Genomic DNA, 15,050 nt, shown 5'->3' on the forward strand with positions numbered 1-15,050 from the left:
AGAGTTCGAGCGTGAGCGCAACGCCCGGACGCATCTTCCTGTCCCGCATCGTGGGCCAGGCGGTCTTCGACCCCGCGGGCGACCAGGTCGGCAAGCTCCGCGACGTCGTCGTCGCCGTACGCTCCGCGCGCCAGCGTCCTCGCGTGCTGGGTCTGGTCGTCGAGGTGCTCGGCCGGCGCCGGGTGTTCCTGCCGATCACCCGCGTGACGTCGCTCGACTCGGGCCAGATCATCACGACAGGCGTCCTCAACGTCCGCAAGTTCGTGCAGCGCCGCACCGAGACCCTCGCGATCCACGAGCTGTTCGACCGCACGGTGACGCTGCCTGACGGCTCGTCGGGCACGGTCTACGACCTCGCGATGGAGCAGGATCCCCGCCGCGACTGGTACGTCAGCGACGTCGCCGTCCAGGGCGGCGGCAAGCGGTTCGGCCGCCGCGGTCCGCACCAGGTGCTCGAGTGGGACCAGGTCAAGGGCCTCACCACCGAGGAGGCCGGCCAGGGCGCGACCCACCTGCTCGCCACGATGGACGAGATGCGGGCGGCCGACCTCGCCAACGCCTTGCGCGACCTGGCGCCCAAGCGCCGGATGGAGGTCGTCACCGAGCTCGACGACGAGCGCCTCGCCGACGTGCTCGAGGAGCTGCCCGAGAAGGACCAGGTCGAGATCCTCGGCGTGCTCGATCCCGAGCGTGCCTCGGACGTGCTCACAGAGATGGACCCCGACGACGCCGCCGACCTCCTCGGCGAGCTGCCTCCGGCCACCGCCGAGGCGCTGCTGACGCTGATGGAGCCCGACGACGCCGAGGACGTACGCCGGCTGCTGACCTACGAGGAGCGCACCGCCGGCGGCATGATGACCACCGAGCCCGTCGTGCTGCCGCCTGACGCGACGATCGCCGACGCCCTGGCCCGCATCCGCAACCCCGACCTGATCCCGGCGCTCGCGTCGATGGTCTACGTGTGCCGGCCGCCGCTCGAGACGCCGACCGGCAAGTTCCTCGGCATCGTGCACTTCCAGGCTCTGCTGCGCGAGCCGCCGTCCACGCTGGTCAGCGCGATCGTCGACAACGACATCGACTGGCCGCGCCCCGAGGCGTCTCTCGAGCACGTGGCCAACCTGCTCGCCGCCTACAACATGGTCGCGCTGCCGGTCGTCGACGAGAACTTCCACCTGCTCGGGGCGGTGACCATCGACGACGTGCTCGACCACCTGCTGCCTGAGGGCTGGCGAGAACAGGACGACGCTCAGCCTGATCCCGGGGCGGGCTCGGAGGTGGTCACGCATGGCTGACCGCGCCCGCCTCGACCAGCCGCGTTCCGTACGCCGTTCGTTCCGCTCCCGCCGCGAGCCCGACCCGGAGCGCTTCGGCCGGTTCGCGGAGTCGACCGCCCGCTTCCTCGGCACCGCCACGTTCATCGCGTGGATGACGGTCTTCGTCGTGGTCTGGATCGGCTGGAACATGCCCTACGGGCCCGACCGGCACCGCTGGGACGACTACCCGTTCATCTTCCTGACGCTGATCCTGTCGCTGCAGGCGTCCTACGCCGCGCCGCTGATCCTGCTCGCCCAGAACCGTCAGGAGGCCCGCGACCGCGTCACGCAGGAGCAGGACCGCGACGCCACCGCACAGGCCAACGCCGACATGGAGTTCCTCGCCCGCGAGGTCGCCAGCCTGCGGCTCGGACTCGGCGAGGTGGCCACCCGCGACTTCATCCGTGGCGAGCTGCGCGGTCTGATGGCCGACCTCGACGAGCGCGACGCCGAGGACGAGTCCAAGGACTGACCCGCGTCAGTAGGTGAACAGCGACGGCACGGGCAGCACCCGGCTGATGCACGACGCGACATGGTCGATGTCGCGACGACGCGCCCTTCCGACGACCCGCAGGCGGCAGCCCGACTCATGGGCCGAGAGGCTGACCTGGATCCGCTGCTCCTGCTTCATCAGCAGGAACACCAGACCGAGGGGGAACAGGAAGATCGCCACGACGTACGCCCAGCCGGGGCGGGACTCGCGCTGGAGCGTGTAGCTGCCCGCGTGGGCCTCGACGAGCGTCATCCCGCGAACCTCGCTGAGCTCGCGGAACAGCACCTGGTCGGCGGTCTCCAGCGAGACGCCGCGGACGATCGTCTCGTCGGCCACGTCGTACGTCGAACCGCTGCCGGGCAGCAGGATCAGGACCGCGATCCCCGCCAGCGCCAGCAGGATCAGGATCTCGGACAGACCCGCGCCGAACACCACGACGTCACCTCTCGCTCGTTGCGATCATCATGCCCGAGTCCCGCCACCCTGCGGACGGTTTCACCGGTTGCGGGCGACACGCGTCTCGTCCCAGACCGGTTCGTCGGACTCGTAGACCCGACCGTCGGCGCCGAACACCAGGAACCGGTCGAAGCCTCGCGCGAACCAGCGGTCGTGGGTCACCGCGACGACGGTGCCCTCGAACGTCGACAACGCCTGCTCGAGTGCCTCGGCCGAGTGCAGGTCGAGGTTGTCGGTCGGCTCGTCGAGCAACAGGAGCGTCGCATTCGACAGCTCGAGCAGCAGGATCTGGAATCGCGCCTGTTGACCGCCCGAGAGCTGCTCGAAGACCTGGTCGCCGGCCTTGGCGAGCCCGTAGCGGTCGAGCGCCTTGGCCGCTCCCTCGTGGCCCATGCCCTTACGGTGCCCGTCACCGTGGTGCAGGATCTCCAGGAGCGTACGGCCGAGCAGCGAGGGGTGCTCGTGGGTCTGCGCGAACCAGCCGGGGCGTACGCGCGAGCCCAGCCTGGCCATGCCGGTGTGGTCGACCGGCGGCGGGATGACGTCGCCGACCGGCTCGTGCTCGATGTCGGGCCGGGAGCCGCCGCCCGCGAGCAGGCGCAGGAAGTGCGACTTGCCCGAGCCGTTGCTGCCGAGCACCGCGACGCGCTCGCCGAACCAGATCTCCAGGTCGAACGGCTTCATCAGCCCGGTCAGCTCGACCTGCTCCGCGACCACGGCACGCTTGGCCGTACGCCCGCCGTCGAGCCGCATCCGCAGGTTCTGGGCGATCGGGACGGCCTCGGGCGGTCCTTCGCGCTCGAACCGCTCGAGCCGCGTCACCGCCGCCTGCAGCCGTGAGGCCATGTCGGCGTTGTAGGCCGCCTTGGCCCGGTACATCACGACGAGCGCCTTGAGCTTGGCGCGTTCCTCGTCCCAGCGCAGCCGCCGCTCCTCGAGCTTGGCGTTGCGGTCGATGCGCGCCTGCAGGTACGTCGAGAAGCGTCCCGGGTGCACCCACAGCGAGCTGCCGGCCGCGCCGGGCTCCAGCGTCGCGATGCGTTGGGCGACCCGCTCGATGAGCTCACGGTCGTGGCTCACGAACAGCACGGTCTTGGGCGACTCGACGAGCTCGTTCTCGAGCCAGCGCTTGGCCGGCACGTCGAGGTAGTTGTCCGGCTCGTCGAGCAGCAGCACCTGCTCGGGCCCGCGCAGCAGCGCCTCGAGCACGAGCCGCTTCTGCTCGCCACCCGACAGGGTCGTGACCTGACGCCACTGCGCCTTCTGGAACGGCACCCCGAGAGCCGAGACCGTGCACATGTCCCACATCGCCTCGTGCTCGTAACCACCGGCGTCACCCCAGTCGACGAGCGCCTGCGCGTACGTCATCTGGGTGCGCTCGTCGTCGTGCTCCATCATGAGCAGCTCCATGCGGTCCACCTCCGCTGCCGCCTTGCGGACGGCTGGCGGTGCGACGGAGACCAGCAGGTCGCGGACCGTCGACTCGTCCCGCACCGAGCCGACGAACTGCCGCATCACGCCGAGACCGCCGGAGATCGTGACGGCACCCTCGTGCGGTTCGAGGTCGCCCGTCGCGATGCGGGTCAGGGTCGTCTTGCCACTGCCGTTGGGGCCGATCAGGGCGACCTTCATGCCCTCGCCGACCCTCAGGCTGACCTCGTCGAGCAGGGGTCGGCCGTCGGACAGCGTGAAGCTGATGGAGTTGAGGTCGAGGTGTCCCACCCCCACATCCTCGCAGCCCTCCGACTTGAAGCGGCACCTCGCGCGAGCAAGAGTGGGTGATTCACCCAATCACCTACTGAACGGGAGAAGCACGTGCTCACGATGACCGATGCCGCAGCAGATGTGGTCCAGAAGATCGTCGAACAGAACGTGACCGAGGAACAGGCCGGTCTCCGGATCAGCCAAGGCGCCGACGAGGCGCTCACCCTGACCCCCACCGCGGAGTCCCAGCCCGGTGACCAGGTCGTCGAGGAGAACGGCGCCCGGGTCTTCCTCGACGCCGGCGCGGCCGCCGTGCTGGATGACAAGGTGCTCGACGCGCAGGTCGGCGCTGACGGCTCGGTGCAGTTCGCCGTCGGCGAGCAGGGCTGATCTGGCACCCACCCCGGAGCGGAATTGAACATGTTCAAATAACGGTCTAGGGTGGGCGCATGAGCCACTCAGACCTGCAGACCGCCGTCGTCGCCGGCGCCTCCGGCTACATCGGCCAACACCTCGTCCGCACCCTGGTCGACCGCGGGGTCGACGTACGGACGATCGGCCGCAGCGCGACCAGCGACGCGACGTGGGACGATCCCGCGAGCCTGACCGCCGTCCTCGACGGCGCGGACCTGCTGGTCAACTTCGCGGGCCGCTCGGTGAGCTGCCGCTACACCAAGCGCAACGCGGACGCGATCTTCGCGTCGCGCACCGAGACCACAGCCGCGCTCGGCCGCGCCCTGGCGACCACCGCCCGGCCACCGCAGCTGTGGGTCAACTCGAGCACCGGCACGATCTATCGCGACGCCCGCGACCGGCCGATGGACGAGGTGACCAGCGAGCTCGGCACCGGGTTCTCGGTCGCCGTCGCCCGCGCGTGGGAGCACGAGCGGTTCTCGGCGCCGACTCCCGTACGCAAGGTCGCGCTGCGGATGTCGATCGTCCTCGGAGCCGGCGGCGGAGCCCTCAACCCGTTCATCAACCTCGCCCGGATGGGCTTCGGCGGGCCGATGGGTGACGGGGACCAGAAGTTCAGCTGGGTCCATGTCGACGACGTCGTCGCCGCCATCACGTACGCCTTCGAGCACCCCGACGTCATCGGCCCGGTCAACGTCGCGGCTCCCGACGTCGTGACGAACGCCGAGATGATGGGGCACGTCCGCGAGGCGCTCGGTCGCCGTCGGGGCGTGCCGCTGCCGGCCTGGGCCCTCGAGGCCGGCGCACGCGTCATCCGCACGGAGCCGGAGCTCGTCCTCAAGAGCCGCTGGATCGACTCCCGGGTGCTTCGTGAGTCCGGCTTCGACTTCGCGTACCCCTCGCTGACCCTCGCCCTCGACGAGATCGCCGGGCGCACGCCCCGCGGCCTGCTGCCCGTCGCACTGGGCTGACGGGCTGATTAGGTCACACTCAGCCGTTCCCGCAGGACCGCCCCCGTACGATGGAGGCATGGCAGTGGTCACCGAAGAGCAAGTCCGTGAAGCCCTCAGCAAGGTCAACGACCCTGAGATCAAGCGACCCATCACCGAGCTCGGGATGGTCGACGGCATCACGATCGAGGAATCGCAGATCACCGTACGGCTCCTGCTGACCGTCTCAGGCTGCCCCCTCAAGGACACGCTCAACCGCGACATCACCGCCGCGATCGCCACCGTCGCGCCCGCGCACGCGGTCGTCGTCGACATGGGCGTCATGACCGACGAGCAGCGCAAGAGCATGCAGGAGCTGCTCCGCGGCGGACGCACCGAGAAGGAGATCCCGTTCGCCCAGCCGGGATCGCTGACCAAGGTCTTCGCGATCGCATCGGGCAAGGGCGGCGTCGGCAAGTCCACCGTCACGGTCAACCTCGCGCTCGCGATGGCCAAGCGCGGCCTCAAGGTCGGCATCATCGACGCCGACATCTACGGACATTCGATCCCCGACATGCTCGGCGTCGGCGACCTCAAGCCGACCCAGGTCGAGGACATGATCATGCCGGTCCCGGTCAAGGGCATGAAGGTCATCAGCATCGGCATGCTCAAGCCCCGCAAGGACCAGGTCGTCGCCTGGCGCGGGCCGATGCTCGACCGCGCTCTCGTGCAGATGCTCAGCGACGTCTACTGGGGCGACCTCGACGCCCTGCTGCTCGACCTGCCCCCGGGCACGGGCGACGTGGCGATCAGCCTCGGCCAGCACCTGCCCAACGCCGAGGTCGTCGTCGTCACGACACCGCAGCCCGCTGCCGCCGACGTGGCCGAGCGCGCCGGCACGATGGCCTCGATGATGCACCAGCGCGTCGTCGGCGTCATCGAGAACATGTCCTACCTCCAGGTCCCCGGCGGTGAGCGCATGGAGATCTTCGGGTCCGGCGGCGCCGCCAAGGTCGCCGAGACGCTCAGCGGCCGGTTCGGCTACGACGTGCCGATGCTCGGCCAGGTGCCGCTCGACCAGACCCTTCGCGAAGGTGGCGACGCCGGCGACCCGATCGTCGAGACCGACCCCGATTCCGAGGCCGCCAAGGTGCTCCAGGGCGCTGCCGACCAGCTGAGCGGGCGTTCCCGCGGCCTGGCCGGCATGCAGCTGGGTCTCGCCCCTGCCGGAAGGCTGTAGGCGCCGCACATGTTCGGCATGGGGCTGCCCGAGATCGGCGTCATCCTCGTCGTGGCCCTGCTCGTGTTCGGCCCCGACAAACTGCCCGAGATCGCCAAGCAGGCCGGTGGCTTCGTGCGTACGCTCCGCCAGATGGCCGAGAACGCCAAGAACGACCTGGGCCGCGAGATGGGCGAGGACTTCTCCGACCTCAACCTCCGCGACCTCGACCCCCGCGAGATCGTGCGCAAGAACTTCCTCGGCGACGACACGACACCGTCTCCGACCAAGGAGCAGCGGATCCTGCGGCCCGGCGAGACCCCGCCGTTCGACTCCGAGTCGACCTAGCCGCTGGGTCCCCGAGATTTGGATCCTGGTGCACCACGCCGATCACCTGCGTGGTGCACGCGAATCCAGATCTCCGTGGCTAGGCGGCGTCGAGCCAGGCGGTCATGCGGTCGAGCCCGTCACGTACGCGCTCTGTCGGCGTCTCGTCGCGCGAGCCGCGCGGCAGCTGGGACACCGCCTGCTCGACCCGGCGGCGGTCCGCGTCGGTCACGATCGTGTAGACGACGCCGTCGTCGTCCCACGTCACGAGCATCGGCTCCCCCTCGCGGACCCAGACCTCGGAGCCGCCCATCTGGGTCTGCTCGAAGTCGTTGAGGCTGTCGCGGTCGAGCGACCCGTTCTGCTCGAACAGGTTGAGCTTGCGACTGCCGTTGGAGTAGCTCAGGGCCACGACCTCTTCATGGTCGGCGAAGGATCCGGAGACCCGGTGCATGTCGCCGGCGAGCGTCGTGAGGCACGGCCAGCCGGAGCCGTCGAGCTCGGTCATGGTCGCGTCCTCGATGACGTGACCGGCCGGCACCGCGGTCGAGCCGTAGAAGTCGGCGGCGTACTGGTTGAACGGCGGAGCGACCTCGTCGCCGATGCGCTGGTCGCCGCCACCCACGGCGTACGCGGTCATGACGACCGCCACCGAGGCGCTGACCAGGACGACGCCGGCGCGGAAGGGGACCGAGCGGCGCACGCGGACCCACCAGCTGTCATTCGCGGGAGGGGCGGCGGCCAGGCTCGACAGCGACGCCAGGAGGCCGGGCGGCGGTTCAGGGGCCGCGACGGTCGACATGCGGGACTTCAGCAGGCGCTGCTGACGTACGGCCTTGGCGCAGTCATCGCACGACTGCAGGTGGGTGAGCGCCTCGCGCGTCGCGGTGTCGGACAGCTGTCCGTCCACGAACGCCGCGACGTCGGCACCCAGATGAGCCATCAGATCCCGACCGGGCCCACGAATCGGGTCCGGCCCTTGCGGGGTGCACGGTGCGCCAGGGTCTCGCGCAGCTGGGTGCGACCACGGTGGATGCGGGAACGGACGGTGCCGAGCTTCACGCCCAGCACGTCAGAGATCTCCTCGTAGGACAGGCCCTCGATGTCGCACAGCACGACCGCGACGCGGAACTCGTCGGACAACGACGCGAGGGCCAGCTCGATGTCGGGGTCGAAGTTGGCGTCGTGGACCGCTGACTCGGGCAGCACCTCAGAGCTCAGGAGCTTCTCCTCCGCACCCTCGTAGAAGCCGTCCATGCGCAGGCGCGACTTGCGGCGCACGCGGTCGAGGAAGAGGTTGGTCGTGATGCGGTGCAGCCAGCCCGGGAAGTTGCCCGGCTCGTAGGTGTCGAGCGACTTGAACACCCGGATGAAGACGTCCTGCGTCAGGTCCTCGGCGTCCTGGCGGTTGCCGGTCAGGCGGTAGGCAAGCCTGTAGACCCGCGCGGAGTGCTCCGCGACGATGTCGTCCCAGTTGAGCGTTGCCGTGGTCACGTCGTCTACCTTCATGAATTGATCGAACACCCCGTACCTGAGAGAACGCATGGAAAAGCCTGACTGTTCCCCAGATTCCCGACGCATCACATGGTTGAGCCTCCGCAGCCAACGGCGCTCACGCGGATAGTCTGACCTTGACCACCACGACCGAGGAGCCGACCATCACCACCGCAGCCAGCCTGGCGTACGCCGAGGACTTCCTGAGCGAGGACGACCACCTCGTCGCTGCGCGGCGCCGGTCGGACGACGTCGGAGTCATCCCGGTCGGCCCCGGAGGCGGTGCAGCGCTGTCGTTCCTCGCCTCGGTGGTGCAGGCCAAGTCGGTCGCCGAGATCGGGACGGGCACCGGCGTGTCCGGGCTGTGGCTCCTGCGCGGCATGCAGCCTGACGGCGTCCTGACCTCGGTCGACCTCGAGGCGGAGCACCAGCGGCTCGCCCGCGAGACGTTCACCGAGGCCGGCTACGCCCCGCAACGCTTCCGGCTGATCGCCGGCGCCGGCCTCGACGTCATGCCGCGGCTGACCGATGCAGGCTACGACGTCGTCTTCCTCGACGGCGACAAGGTCGAGTACGGCGAGTACCTCGACCAGGCCATGCGGCTCGTCCGTCCCGGCGGCATCATCGTGTTCGACAACGCCCTGTGGCACGACCGGGTCGCCGACCCCGCGCAGCGGGACCCCGAGACGTCCGCGATCCGCGACGTCGTGCAGCGGGTCCGCAACGACGAGCGGCTCCGCAGCGTGCTGCTGCCGCTCGGCGACGGCCTGCTGGCCGCGCAGCTGCTCACCTAGCCAGCGCGTCGGTGCGAGACCATCCACTCCCCGGCCTCCGGGGACACGAGCACCGCTAGCGAAGCCGGCTGGCCCCGCCGGTGCCGAGCGACCGCGTCCTGGCACGCCGTGTTGGAGCACACGTGGGTGACCTCGAACGGGCCGAGTCCGTCAGTGCGTATGTGGAGTGCGATGCGGTGCAGGACGCCCACGTCAGGCAGGTCCTCCACGTCCGCGATCTGCGCCCGCACCGCGACGCCCTCACTCTCGAGACGTGCGGTGTCGGCGGCGCTCTCCGGCTCGGTCCACCGCAGGTGAGCGGCGAAGGCCAGCATCAGGACACCGCCCAGGACGACCAGAGGATTTGCCCACCACGGCATCGAGACGAAGATCGGCAGTGCCGCGACGACGAGGCCGCCCAAGGATGTCTCCAGGCCGGCCGACCTTGCTGCCTTCGCGTCACGCTTCGTCGTGAAGCGCACCTCGCGCAACGGAGGCCGGGGGTCACCTGTCTGGGGTTCCACCGACGCGCCTCAGTCGTCGTCGCGCTTGTCGTGCTCGAAGCTGGCTGACGAGCGGAAGCCGGCGGGGCCGCGTACGACCGCGACCACCTCGTAGGGCTCGATCGTGATCGGTGCGCTGCCGATGATCTTGGACCCGGCGGAGTCGGCGGCGGCCTTCTCGAACGACTCCTGGAAGGCCGACCGCGCCGCGTCGGACACGAAGACGTAGCTGCCCTCGAACCACTCACCCTTGCGGGCGCGCCAGGTCTTGAAGCGCAGGCCGTCGAGGGCCGCGAACTTCGCGAAGGACTCGTCCTCGACGTAGCTTCGCAGGGCCTTGAGCGTGCCCTTGGGTGCGTCGGCCAGTGACCAGCGAACGGTCAGCCCGTACATCAGACGGCTTTGAGCTGGTCGCCCAACGTGGCTGCTTCCTCGTTGTTGAGCTCGACGACGAGACGTCCGCCGCCCTCGAGCGGGACGCGCATGACGATGCAGCGCCCTTCCTTGGTGACCTCCATCGGGCCGTCTCCGGTCCGTGGCTTCATGGCGGCCATCAGTTCCCCTCTCGATCTTGGAGCTCCCACCGCTACGGCAGGAAGCGTGCCTCCTATTATCGCCTATGGCCGGAGGACGTTCGACCGCAGTACCACCAGGAGGCTCAGATGACCGACCCCAGCGCACCACCTGTCACCTACGAGGTGGCCGACGGCGTGGGCACGGTGACGCTCAACCGGCCCGAAGGGATGAACAGCCTGACACTCGCCACCAAGGTCGCGCTCCGCGATTCGCTGCACGCCGCGGCAGCCGACAGCGACGTGCGCTGCGTCGTCCTGACCGGCACGGGACGGGCGTTCTGCGTCGGCCAGGACCTCAAGGAGCACGTCGCCGACCTGCAGGATGCCAACGCCTCGCTGGGCACCACGGTCGCCGAGCACTACAACCCCACGGTCACCGCGATCGCGACGATGCCCAAGCCGGTCATCGCCGCCGTCAACGGCGTCGCCGCCGGCGCCGGCGCGTCACTGGCGTTCGCCGCGGACTTCCGGCTCGTACGTCGTTCAGCCGGCTTCAACCTGGCGTTCGCCGGCATCGCGCTCTCGTGCGACACCGGATCGTCGTGGACGCTCCCCCGGCTCGTCGGGTTCGGCAAGGCGACCGAGCTGCTGATGCAGCCGCGGACGATCCCGGCCGACGAGGCGTACGCCCTGGGCCTGGTCACCAAGGTCATCGACGACGAGGAGTTCGACGGCGAGGTGGCTGCGCTCGCCCGCTCCCTCGCGGACGGACCGACCCTGGCCCTCGGCGCGATCAAGCGCTCGCTGGCGTTCTCGGCGACCCACGACCTGCCGGCGTCACTCGAGCACGAGGGCCAGAAGATGGCTCTGACCGGAGCGTCGGCGGATCACGTGGCCGCCGTGCAGGCGTTCCTCGCCAAGGAGAAGCCGACCTTCACCGGCCGCTAGGCGGAGCGGTCGTGCTGTCGGCGCTCCTGCTCCGACGCTGCTTCCTCCCAGGCCAGGACCTGGGCCCGGGCGTCCAGCTCGGCACTCTCGCTCTCGGCGAGGGCGTCGAGCGCACGAGCGAGGTCGAGCTTGGCCGACTCGAGGTCGGACTTCGCCGAGGTGGCGTCGGCCTCGAGCGCCTCGACGCGGGCGCGTTCCTCCGACAGGCGTTCGCGCGCCTTGGCGAGGTCGATCTCGTAGGTCACCAGCGAGTCGCGGAGCTCTGCGAGCTGGGCGTCGCGCAGCCTGAGCCGTGAGCCCATCTGGTTGGCGAACTCGATGTGCTCACGCGACCGGGACACGGCAGCGCGGCGGTTGTCGTCGACGATGACCGCACGCTCGAGGGCCCATGCGCGACGGCGGTCGGCGAGCTCGTTGGCGAGCAGTCGGGCCGACAAGGCGCCCGTCACGACGGCATAGACGGTCGCCGCGATGAGCACCGGCACGGTCGACACCACGATGCCGGCAGCTGCCACGAGGGCAGCCGAGATCAGCAGCGCGGCAGCGCCGACCGCCCTGCGGGACCGGGGGTTTTTCCGCGATGAGGCCATGTCCGGATGGTAAGCCGCCAGGCCGTCGAAATCGGGGAGGCACGCCTAGGGACGCGTGCGGGCAACACAGTCTGCGAGGTGGTCGTTGACCATGCCCGTGGCCTGCATCAGCGCGTAGGCCGTGGTGGGACCGAAGAACCGGAAGCCCTTGCGCTTGAGCGCCTTGGCCATCGCGATCGACTCGAGGGTGGTGGCCGGCACGTCGGCGTAGGACGTGGGCGCGGGTGCCGGCGGCGGCGCGAACGACCACAGCAGGTCGCTGAACGACTCGTCGAGCTCGACCAGCGTGCGGGCGTTGCTGATGGTGGCCTCGATCTTGAGCCGGTTGCGCACGATGCCGGCGTCGTCGAGCAGCCGGGCGACATCGGCATCTCCGAACGCGGCGACAGCCTCGGGGTCGAAGCCTGCGAACGCCGCGCGGAAGTTGTCGCGCTTGCGCAGGATGATCGCCCACGACAGGCCGGACTGGAACGCCTCGAGCGAGAGACGTTCGAACAGCTCGCGGTCGCCGCGCAGCTCACGGCCCCACTCGTCGTCGTGATAGGCGATCATCGCCGGATCATTGCCCCACGGGCATCGCACGACGAGGTCGGCATCGGTCGTTACGCTCACGAGTGTGACTCTGCCACCCGCCCCCGACACTCTGCGACTGGGCACGAGGACGTTCGGGCCCGGCGAGCACGCACTGATGGCGATCATCAACCGCACGCCCGACTCGTTCTACGACAACGGCTCGACGTTCGACCTCGAGCCCGCGCTCGTACGTCTGGGCGAGGCCGTGCGCGACGGCGCCGACCTCGTCGACGTCGGAGGCGTACGCGCCGGCTATGGGCCCGATGTCGACGCCGAGGAGGAGCTCCGCCGCACGGCCGACTTCGTGGCTGAGGCGCGGTCGCGCTTCCCCGACCTCGTGATCAGCGTCGACACGTGGCGCAGCGAGGTCGCCGACGAGCTGTGCGGCCTCGGCGCCGACCTGGTCAACGACACCTGGTCGGGCCACGATCCCGAGCTCGCCGCGGTCGCCGCGCAGCACGGCGCCGGACTGGTGTGCAGCCACACCGGCGGCATCGGCCCCCGCACCGACCCGCACCGCTCGGCGTACGACGACGTGGTCGCCGACGTCATCTCGACCGTCACGACCCTGGCCGAGCGTGCGCTCGACGCCGGCGTGCGCCCGGACGGGATCCTGATCGACCCCACGCACGACTTCGGCAAGAACACCCGGCACAGCCTCGAGCTCACCCGCAGGCTCGACGAGCTCGTCGCGACGGGATGGCCGGTGCTGGTGGCGGTGTCCAACAAGGACTTCATCGGCGAGACGCTGGACGTCGACAAGGACCACCGCCTGCCCGGCACGCTCGCCGCCACGGCGGTCTCGGCGTGGCTGGGTGCACGGGTGTTCCGCGCCCACAACGTGGCCGAGACGCGACAGGTCCTCGACGTGGTCGCCTCGATCCGCGGCGACCGCCCGCCGGCAGTCGCCCGGCGGGGCCTCGCCTGACCCTGCCGACCGGCGACACGGAACACGTTCCACCAGTTCGAGTCATGGGTGTCACGAACCACGTACGATGCAGGTTCCGGAGGCTGATCGGCCTGCATCGACAGCGAGGAAACGACAACGGTGAGAGTCTTTCGCAAAGTGGTGCTGCCCGTGGCCTGGGTGGCGATCTTCGCCACGATCGCCGTCAGCCTGGCGGTCATGGCCTTCGGCAACGACGATCCCGAGCCGCCCCGCAGCGGCCTGACGCCGACCGGCAAGATCCCGGTCAGCAACGCCGGGGTGAGCCGCGGCACGATCGAGAACACCCTCACGCTGCGCGGCACGATCGAGGTCGACGCCCCGGTTACCGCCAAGGCCGACCACGACGGCGTCGTCAACCACTTCTTCCTCCCGGTCGGCGCCAAGGTCAAGGTCGGCGAGCCGATCTTCCAGATCAAGTCCGAGGAGACCGAGGAACCGACCGGCGACGACGAGGACGAGGCGAAGCCCCAGGTCCACTACTACAACGTCCTCGCGACCAAGGCGGGCCGCATCGCCTCGTACGCGAAGGAGCTCGACGACCCGGTTGCCAAGGGCGACGCCGTGGCGACGGTGCGGCTCGACACCTATCGCGCGGCCGGCTCGATCAAGCCGGTCGACCAGTACCGCCTGCTCCACATGCCCCGGTCCGCGCGGGTCACGATCACGGGCGGCCCCAAGCCCTTCAAGTGCGGCGACCTCACGATCGGTGATCCGACGACCGAGACGACGGACAGCGGTGGCGGTGCGACCGACGACGGACAGCCCAACCCCGACGACTTCGCCGGACCTGAGGGCGAGGGTGGTGACGGTGGTGGAGGTGCCAGCATCACGTGCCGCGTGCCCGAGGACGTACGCGTCTTCGACGGACTGACCATGTCGATGTCGATCAACGCCGGGCGCGCCGAGGACGTCCTGGTCGTGCCGATCACCGCGGTCCGCGGCCTGGTCGGCAGCGGCACGGTCTGGGTCGTCACGAACGGCGAGCCGACCGCGCGCCGCGTGCGCCTCGGGCTCAGCGACGGGCAGAACGTCGAGATCCGCAAGGGTCTCAAGGAGGGCGAGGAGATCCTCGAGTTCGTCCCGGGCGCATCACCCGACGAGGTCTCCGCAGACATGGGGCAGGGAGTCGGCTGATGTCCGAGCTGCTGCGACTCACCGACGTCACGCGGACCGTCAAGCTGCCCGACGACACCGACCTGCACATCCTCACGGGCGTCGACCTCACGGTCTCGACCGGCGACCACATCGGCATCATCGGGCGCTCCGGCACCGGCAAGTCGACCCTCCTCAACCTGCTGGGCCTGCTCGACCGTCCGACGACCGGCACGCTCGCGTGGGCCGGACACGACACCCGCACGCTGCGGGCACGCGCCGCCGCACACATCCGCGGCCGCGACGTCGGGTTCGTGTTCCAGCAGTTCAACCTGCTGCCCGGCCGAACGGCGCTCGAGAACGTCGCAGCGCCGCTGATGTACGCACCCGGCAGCGTGTTCTGGAAGCGCCGCGAGATCGCCGGGACGATGCTGGAGCGCGTGGGACTGGGCGGGCGGGTCGACTCGATGCCCGAGAGCCTCTCGGGCGGCGAGCAGCAGCGCGTCGCCATCGCCCGGGCCATCGTCCGAGGCCCCAAGATCGTGTTGGCCGACGAGCCCACGGGAGCGCTCGACCTGGAGACCGGCGCCGAGGTCATGAGCCTGCTCGACGGCATCACGCACGAGACCGGGGCGGCGCTCATCACGATCACCCACGACGTCGCCGTCGCCGCGATGGCCCGTCAGAGGTTCCGCCTCGAGGGCGGCCGGCTGCACAGCCTCGTCGACGTGGCGGCATGACCGAGCGCAGCGAGGGAA

At 69.9% G+C, this 15,050-nt stretch carries 20 protein-coding genes; 11 read left to right on the forward strand and 9 right to left on the reverse strand.

Annotation, left to right across the window (positions count from 1 at the left end; genetic code table 11):
* The first annotated feature begins 11 nt into the window (after window positions 1–11).
* Both ASE12_RS07050 and ASE12_RS07055 read left to right on the forward strand, forming a co-directional pair.
* Window positions 12–1,292 (forward strand): magnesium transporter MgtE N-terminal domain-containing protein, encoded by a 1,281-nt coding sequence (locus ASE12_RS07050; protein ID WP_056398711.1) that lies wholly within the window; start codon window positions 12–14, stop codon window positions 1,290–1,292.
* A complete protein-coding gene (locus ASE12_RS07055) occupies window positions 1,285–1,785 on the forward strand; it encodes a DUF1003 domain-containing protein (RefSeq protein ID WP_056398713.1) in 501 nt (166 codons plus the stop codon). Before ASE12_RS07050 ends, ASE12_RS07055 begins: the two co-directional genes overlap by 8 nt.
* Before the next feature lie 6 nt (window positions 1,786–1,791).
* On the opposite strand, the gene ASE12_RS07060 is transcribed toward ASE12_RS07055, so the two are convergent.
* Window positions 1,792–2,241, reverse strand: a complete 450-nt coding sequence (locus ASE12_RS07060; protein ID WP_056398717.1) for a hypothetical protein — start codon at window positions 2,239–2,241, stop codon at window positions 1,792–1,794.
* Between the two features lie 60 nt (window positions 2,242–2,301).
* Window positions 2,302–3,984: an ABC-F family ATP-binding cassette domain-containing protein gene (locus tag ASE12_RS07065; protein WP_056398720.1), complete on the reverse strand. Its 1,683-nt coding sequence runs from the start codon at window positions 3,982–3,984 to the stop codon at window positions 2,302–2,304.
* Between the two features lie 102 nt (window positions 3,985–4,086).
* On the opposite strand from ASE12_RS07065, the gene ASE12_RS07070 reads away from it, so the two are divergent.
* Genes ASE12_RS07070 through ASE12_RS07085 form a run of 4 tightly spaced genes read left to right on the forward strand, consistent with a single transcriptional unit; the run spans window position 4,087 to window position 6,876 of the window.
* Entirely contained in the window at window positions 4,087–4,356 is a 270-nt protein-coding gene (locus ASE12_RS07070) for a Fe-S cluster assembly protein HesB (RefSeq protein ID WP_235508965.1), read from the forward strand.
* Window positions 4,357–4,415: 59 nt separating this feature from the next.
* Window positions 4,416–5,351, forward strand: a complete 936-nt coding sequence (locus ASE12_RS07075) for a TIGR01777 family oxidoreductase (RefSeq protein ID WP_056398724.1) — start codon at window positions 4,416–4,418, stop codon at window positions 5,349–5,351.
* A 58-nt stretch (window positions 5,352–5,409) separates the two neighbouring features.
* Window positions 5,410–6,549 carry an Mrp/NBP35 family ATP-binding protein gene (locus tag ASE12_RS07080; RefSeq protein WP_056398727.1) on the forward strand — a complete coding sequence of 380 codons (1,140 nt, stop codon included), beginning with the start codon at window positions 5,410–5,412 and terminating at the stop codon, window positions 6,547–6,549.
* A gap of 9 nt (window positions 6,550–6,558) precedes the next feature.
* Window positions 6,559–6,876, forward strand: coding sequence for a sec-independent translocase (locus ASE12_RS07085; RefSeq protein ID WP_056398730.1), 318 nt, complete (start codon window positions 6,559–6,561; stop codon window positions 6,874–6,876).
* Between the two features lie 79 nt (window positions 6,877–6,955).
* Here ASE12_RS07085 and ASE12_RS07090 read toward each other — a convergent pair whose 3' ends face one another.
* Together ASE12_RS07090 and sigE are read right to left on the reverse strand one after the other, a co-directional pair.
* Window positions 6,956–7,798: an anti-sigma factor gene (locus tag ASE12_RS07090; RefSeq protein ID WP_056398733.1), complete on the reverse strand. Its 843-nt coding sequence runs from the start codon at window positions 7,796–7,798 to the stop codon at window positions 6,956–6,958.
* Window positions 7,798–8,364 carry an RNA polymerase sigma factor SigE gene (sigE, locus tag ASE12_RS07095; protein WP_056398736.1) on the reverse strand — a complete coding sequence of 189 codons (567 nt, stop codon included), beginning with the start codon at window positions 8,362–8,364 and terminating at the stop codon, window positions 7,798–7,800. Before sigE ends, ASE12_RS07090 begins: the two co-directional genes overlap by 1 nt.
* A 122-nt stretch (window positions 8,365–8,486) precedes the next feature.
* Between sigE and ASE12_RS07100 the strand changes: the two genes are divergently transcribed.
* Entirely contained in the window at window positions 8,487–9,143 is a 657-nt protein-coding gene (locus tag ASE12_RS07100) for an O-methyltransferase (protein ID WP_235508861.1), read from the forward strand.
* On the opposite strand, the gene ASE12_RS07105 is transcribed toward ASE12_RS07100, so the two are convergent.
* From ASE12_RS07105 to ASE12_RS19720, 3 genes are read right to left on the reverse strand one after another with little or no spacing between them, the layout of a single operon-like run.
* Window positions 9,140–9,646: a hypothetical protein gene (locus ASE12_RS07105; protein WP_157412840.1), complete on the reverse strand. Its 507-nt coding sequence runs from the start codon at window positions 9,644–9,646 to the stop codon at window positions 9,140–9,142. The two genes, ASE12_RS07100 and ASE12_RS07105, sit on opposite strands and share 4 nt — an antisense overlap.
* Window positions 9,647–9,655: 9 nt before the next feature.
* On the reverse strand, window positions 9,656–10,018 hold the full coding sequence (locus ASE12_RS07110; RefSeq protein WP_056398740.1) for a hypothetical protein: 363 nt from the start codon (window positions 10,016–10,018) through the stop codon (window positions 9,656–9,658).
* Window positions 10,018–10,179, reverse strand: coding sequence for a DUF3117 domain-containing protein (locus tag ASE12_RS19720; protein ID WP_082530405.1), 162 nt, complete (start codon window positions 10,177–10,179; stop codon window positions 10,018–10,020). The genes ASE12_RS07110 and ASE12_RS19720 overlap by 1 nt, the downstream gene beginning before the upstream one ends.
* A gap of 108 nt (window positions 10,180–10,287) precedes the next feature.
* On the opposite strand from ASE12_RS19720, the gene ASE12_RS07115 reads away from it, so the two are divergent.
* Window positions 10,288–11,088, forward strand: coding sequence for an enoyl-CoA hydratase-related protein (locus tag ASE12_RS07115; RefSeq protein WP_056398742.1), 801 nt, complete (start codon window positions 10,288–10,290; stop codon window positions 11,086–11,088).
* Here the strand turns inward: ASE12_RS07115 and ASE12_RS07120 are convergent.
* Both ASE12_RS07120 and ASE12_RS07125 read right to left on the reverse strand, forming a co-directional pair.
* Window positions 11,085–11,678: a hypothetical protein gene (locus ASE12_RS07120; RefSeq protein WP_157412841.1), complete on the reverse strand. Its 594-nt coding sequence runs from the start codon at window positions 11,676–11,678 to the stop codon at window positions 11,085–11,087. The genes ASE12_RS07115 and ASE12_RS07120 overlap by 4 nt on opposite strands.
* 45 nt (window positions 11,679–11,723) lie before the next feature.
* The gene (locus tag ASE12_RS07125; protein ID WP_304439347.1) at window positions 11,724–12,290 is read right to left on the reverse strand and encodes a DNA-3-methyladenine glycosylase I; all 567 of its coding nucleotides are present in this window, start codon (window positions 12,288–12,290) and stop codon (window positions 11,724–11,726) included.
* 76 nt (window positions 12,291–12,366) lie between these two features.
* Here ASE12_RS07125 and folP point away from each other — a divergent pair, with 76 nt between their 5' ends.
* The 3 genes from folP to ASE12_RS07140 all read left to right on the forward strand — a co-directional run bounded on the left by folP (window position 12,367) and on the right by ASE12_RS07140 (window position 15,032).
* Entirely contained in the window at window positions 12,367–13,179 is an 813-nt protein-coding gene (gene folP, locus ASE12_RS07130) for a dihydropteroate synthase (protein WP_056398750.1), read from the forward strand.
* Window positions 13,180–13,317: 138 nt separating this feature from the next.
* A complete protein-coding gene (locus ASE12_RS07135) occupies window positions 13,318–14,334 on the forward strand; it encodes an efflux RND transporter periplasmic adaptor subunit (RefSeq protein WP_056398756.1) in 1,017 nt (338 codons plus the stop codon).
* A complete protein-coding gene (locus ASE12_RS07140; RefSeq protein ID WP_056398759.1) occupies window positions 14,334–15,032 on the forward strand; it encodes an ABC transporter ATP-binding protein in 699 nt (232 codons plus the stop codon). Before ASE12_RS07135 ends, ASE12_RS07140 begins: the two co-directional genes overlap by 1 nt.
* The last annotated feature ends 18 nt before the right edge of the window (window positions 15,033–15,050 follow it).

It is taken from the genome of Aeromicrobium sp. Root236, from assembly GCF_001428805.1.
Classification (GTDB): Bacteria; Actinomycetota; Actinomycetes; order Propionibacteriales; family Nocardioidaceae; genus Aeromicrobium.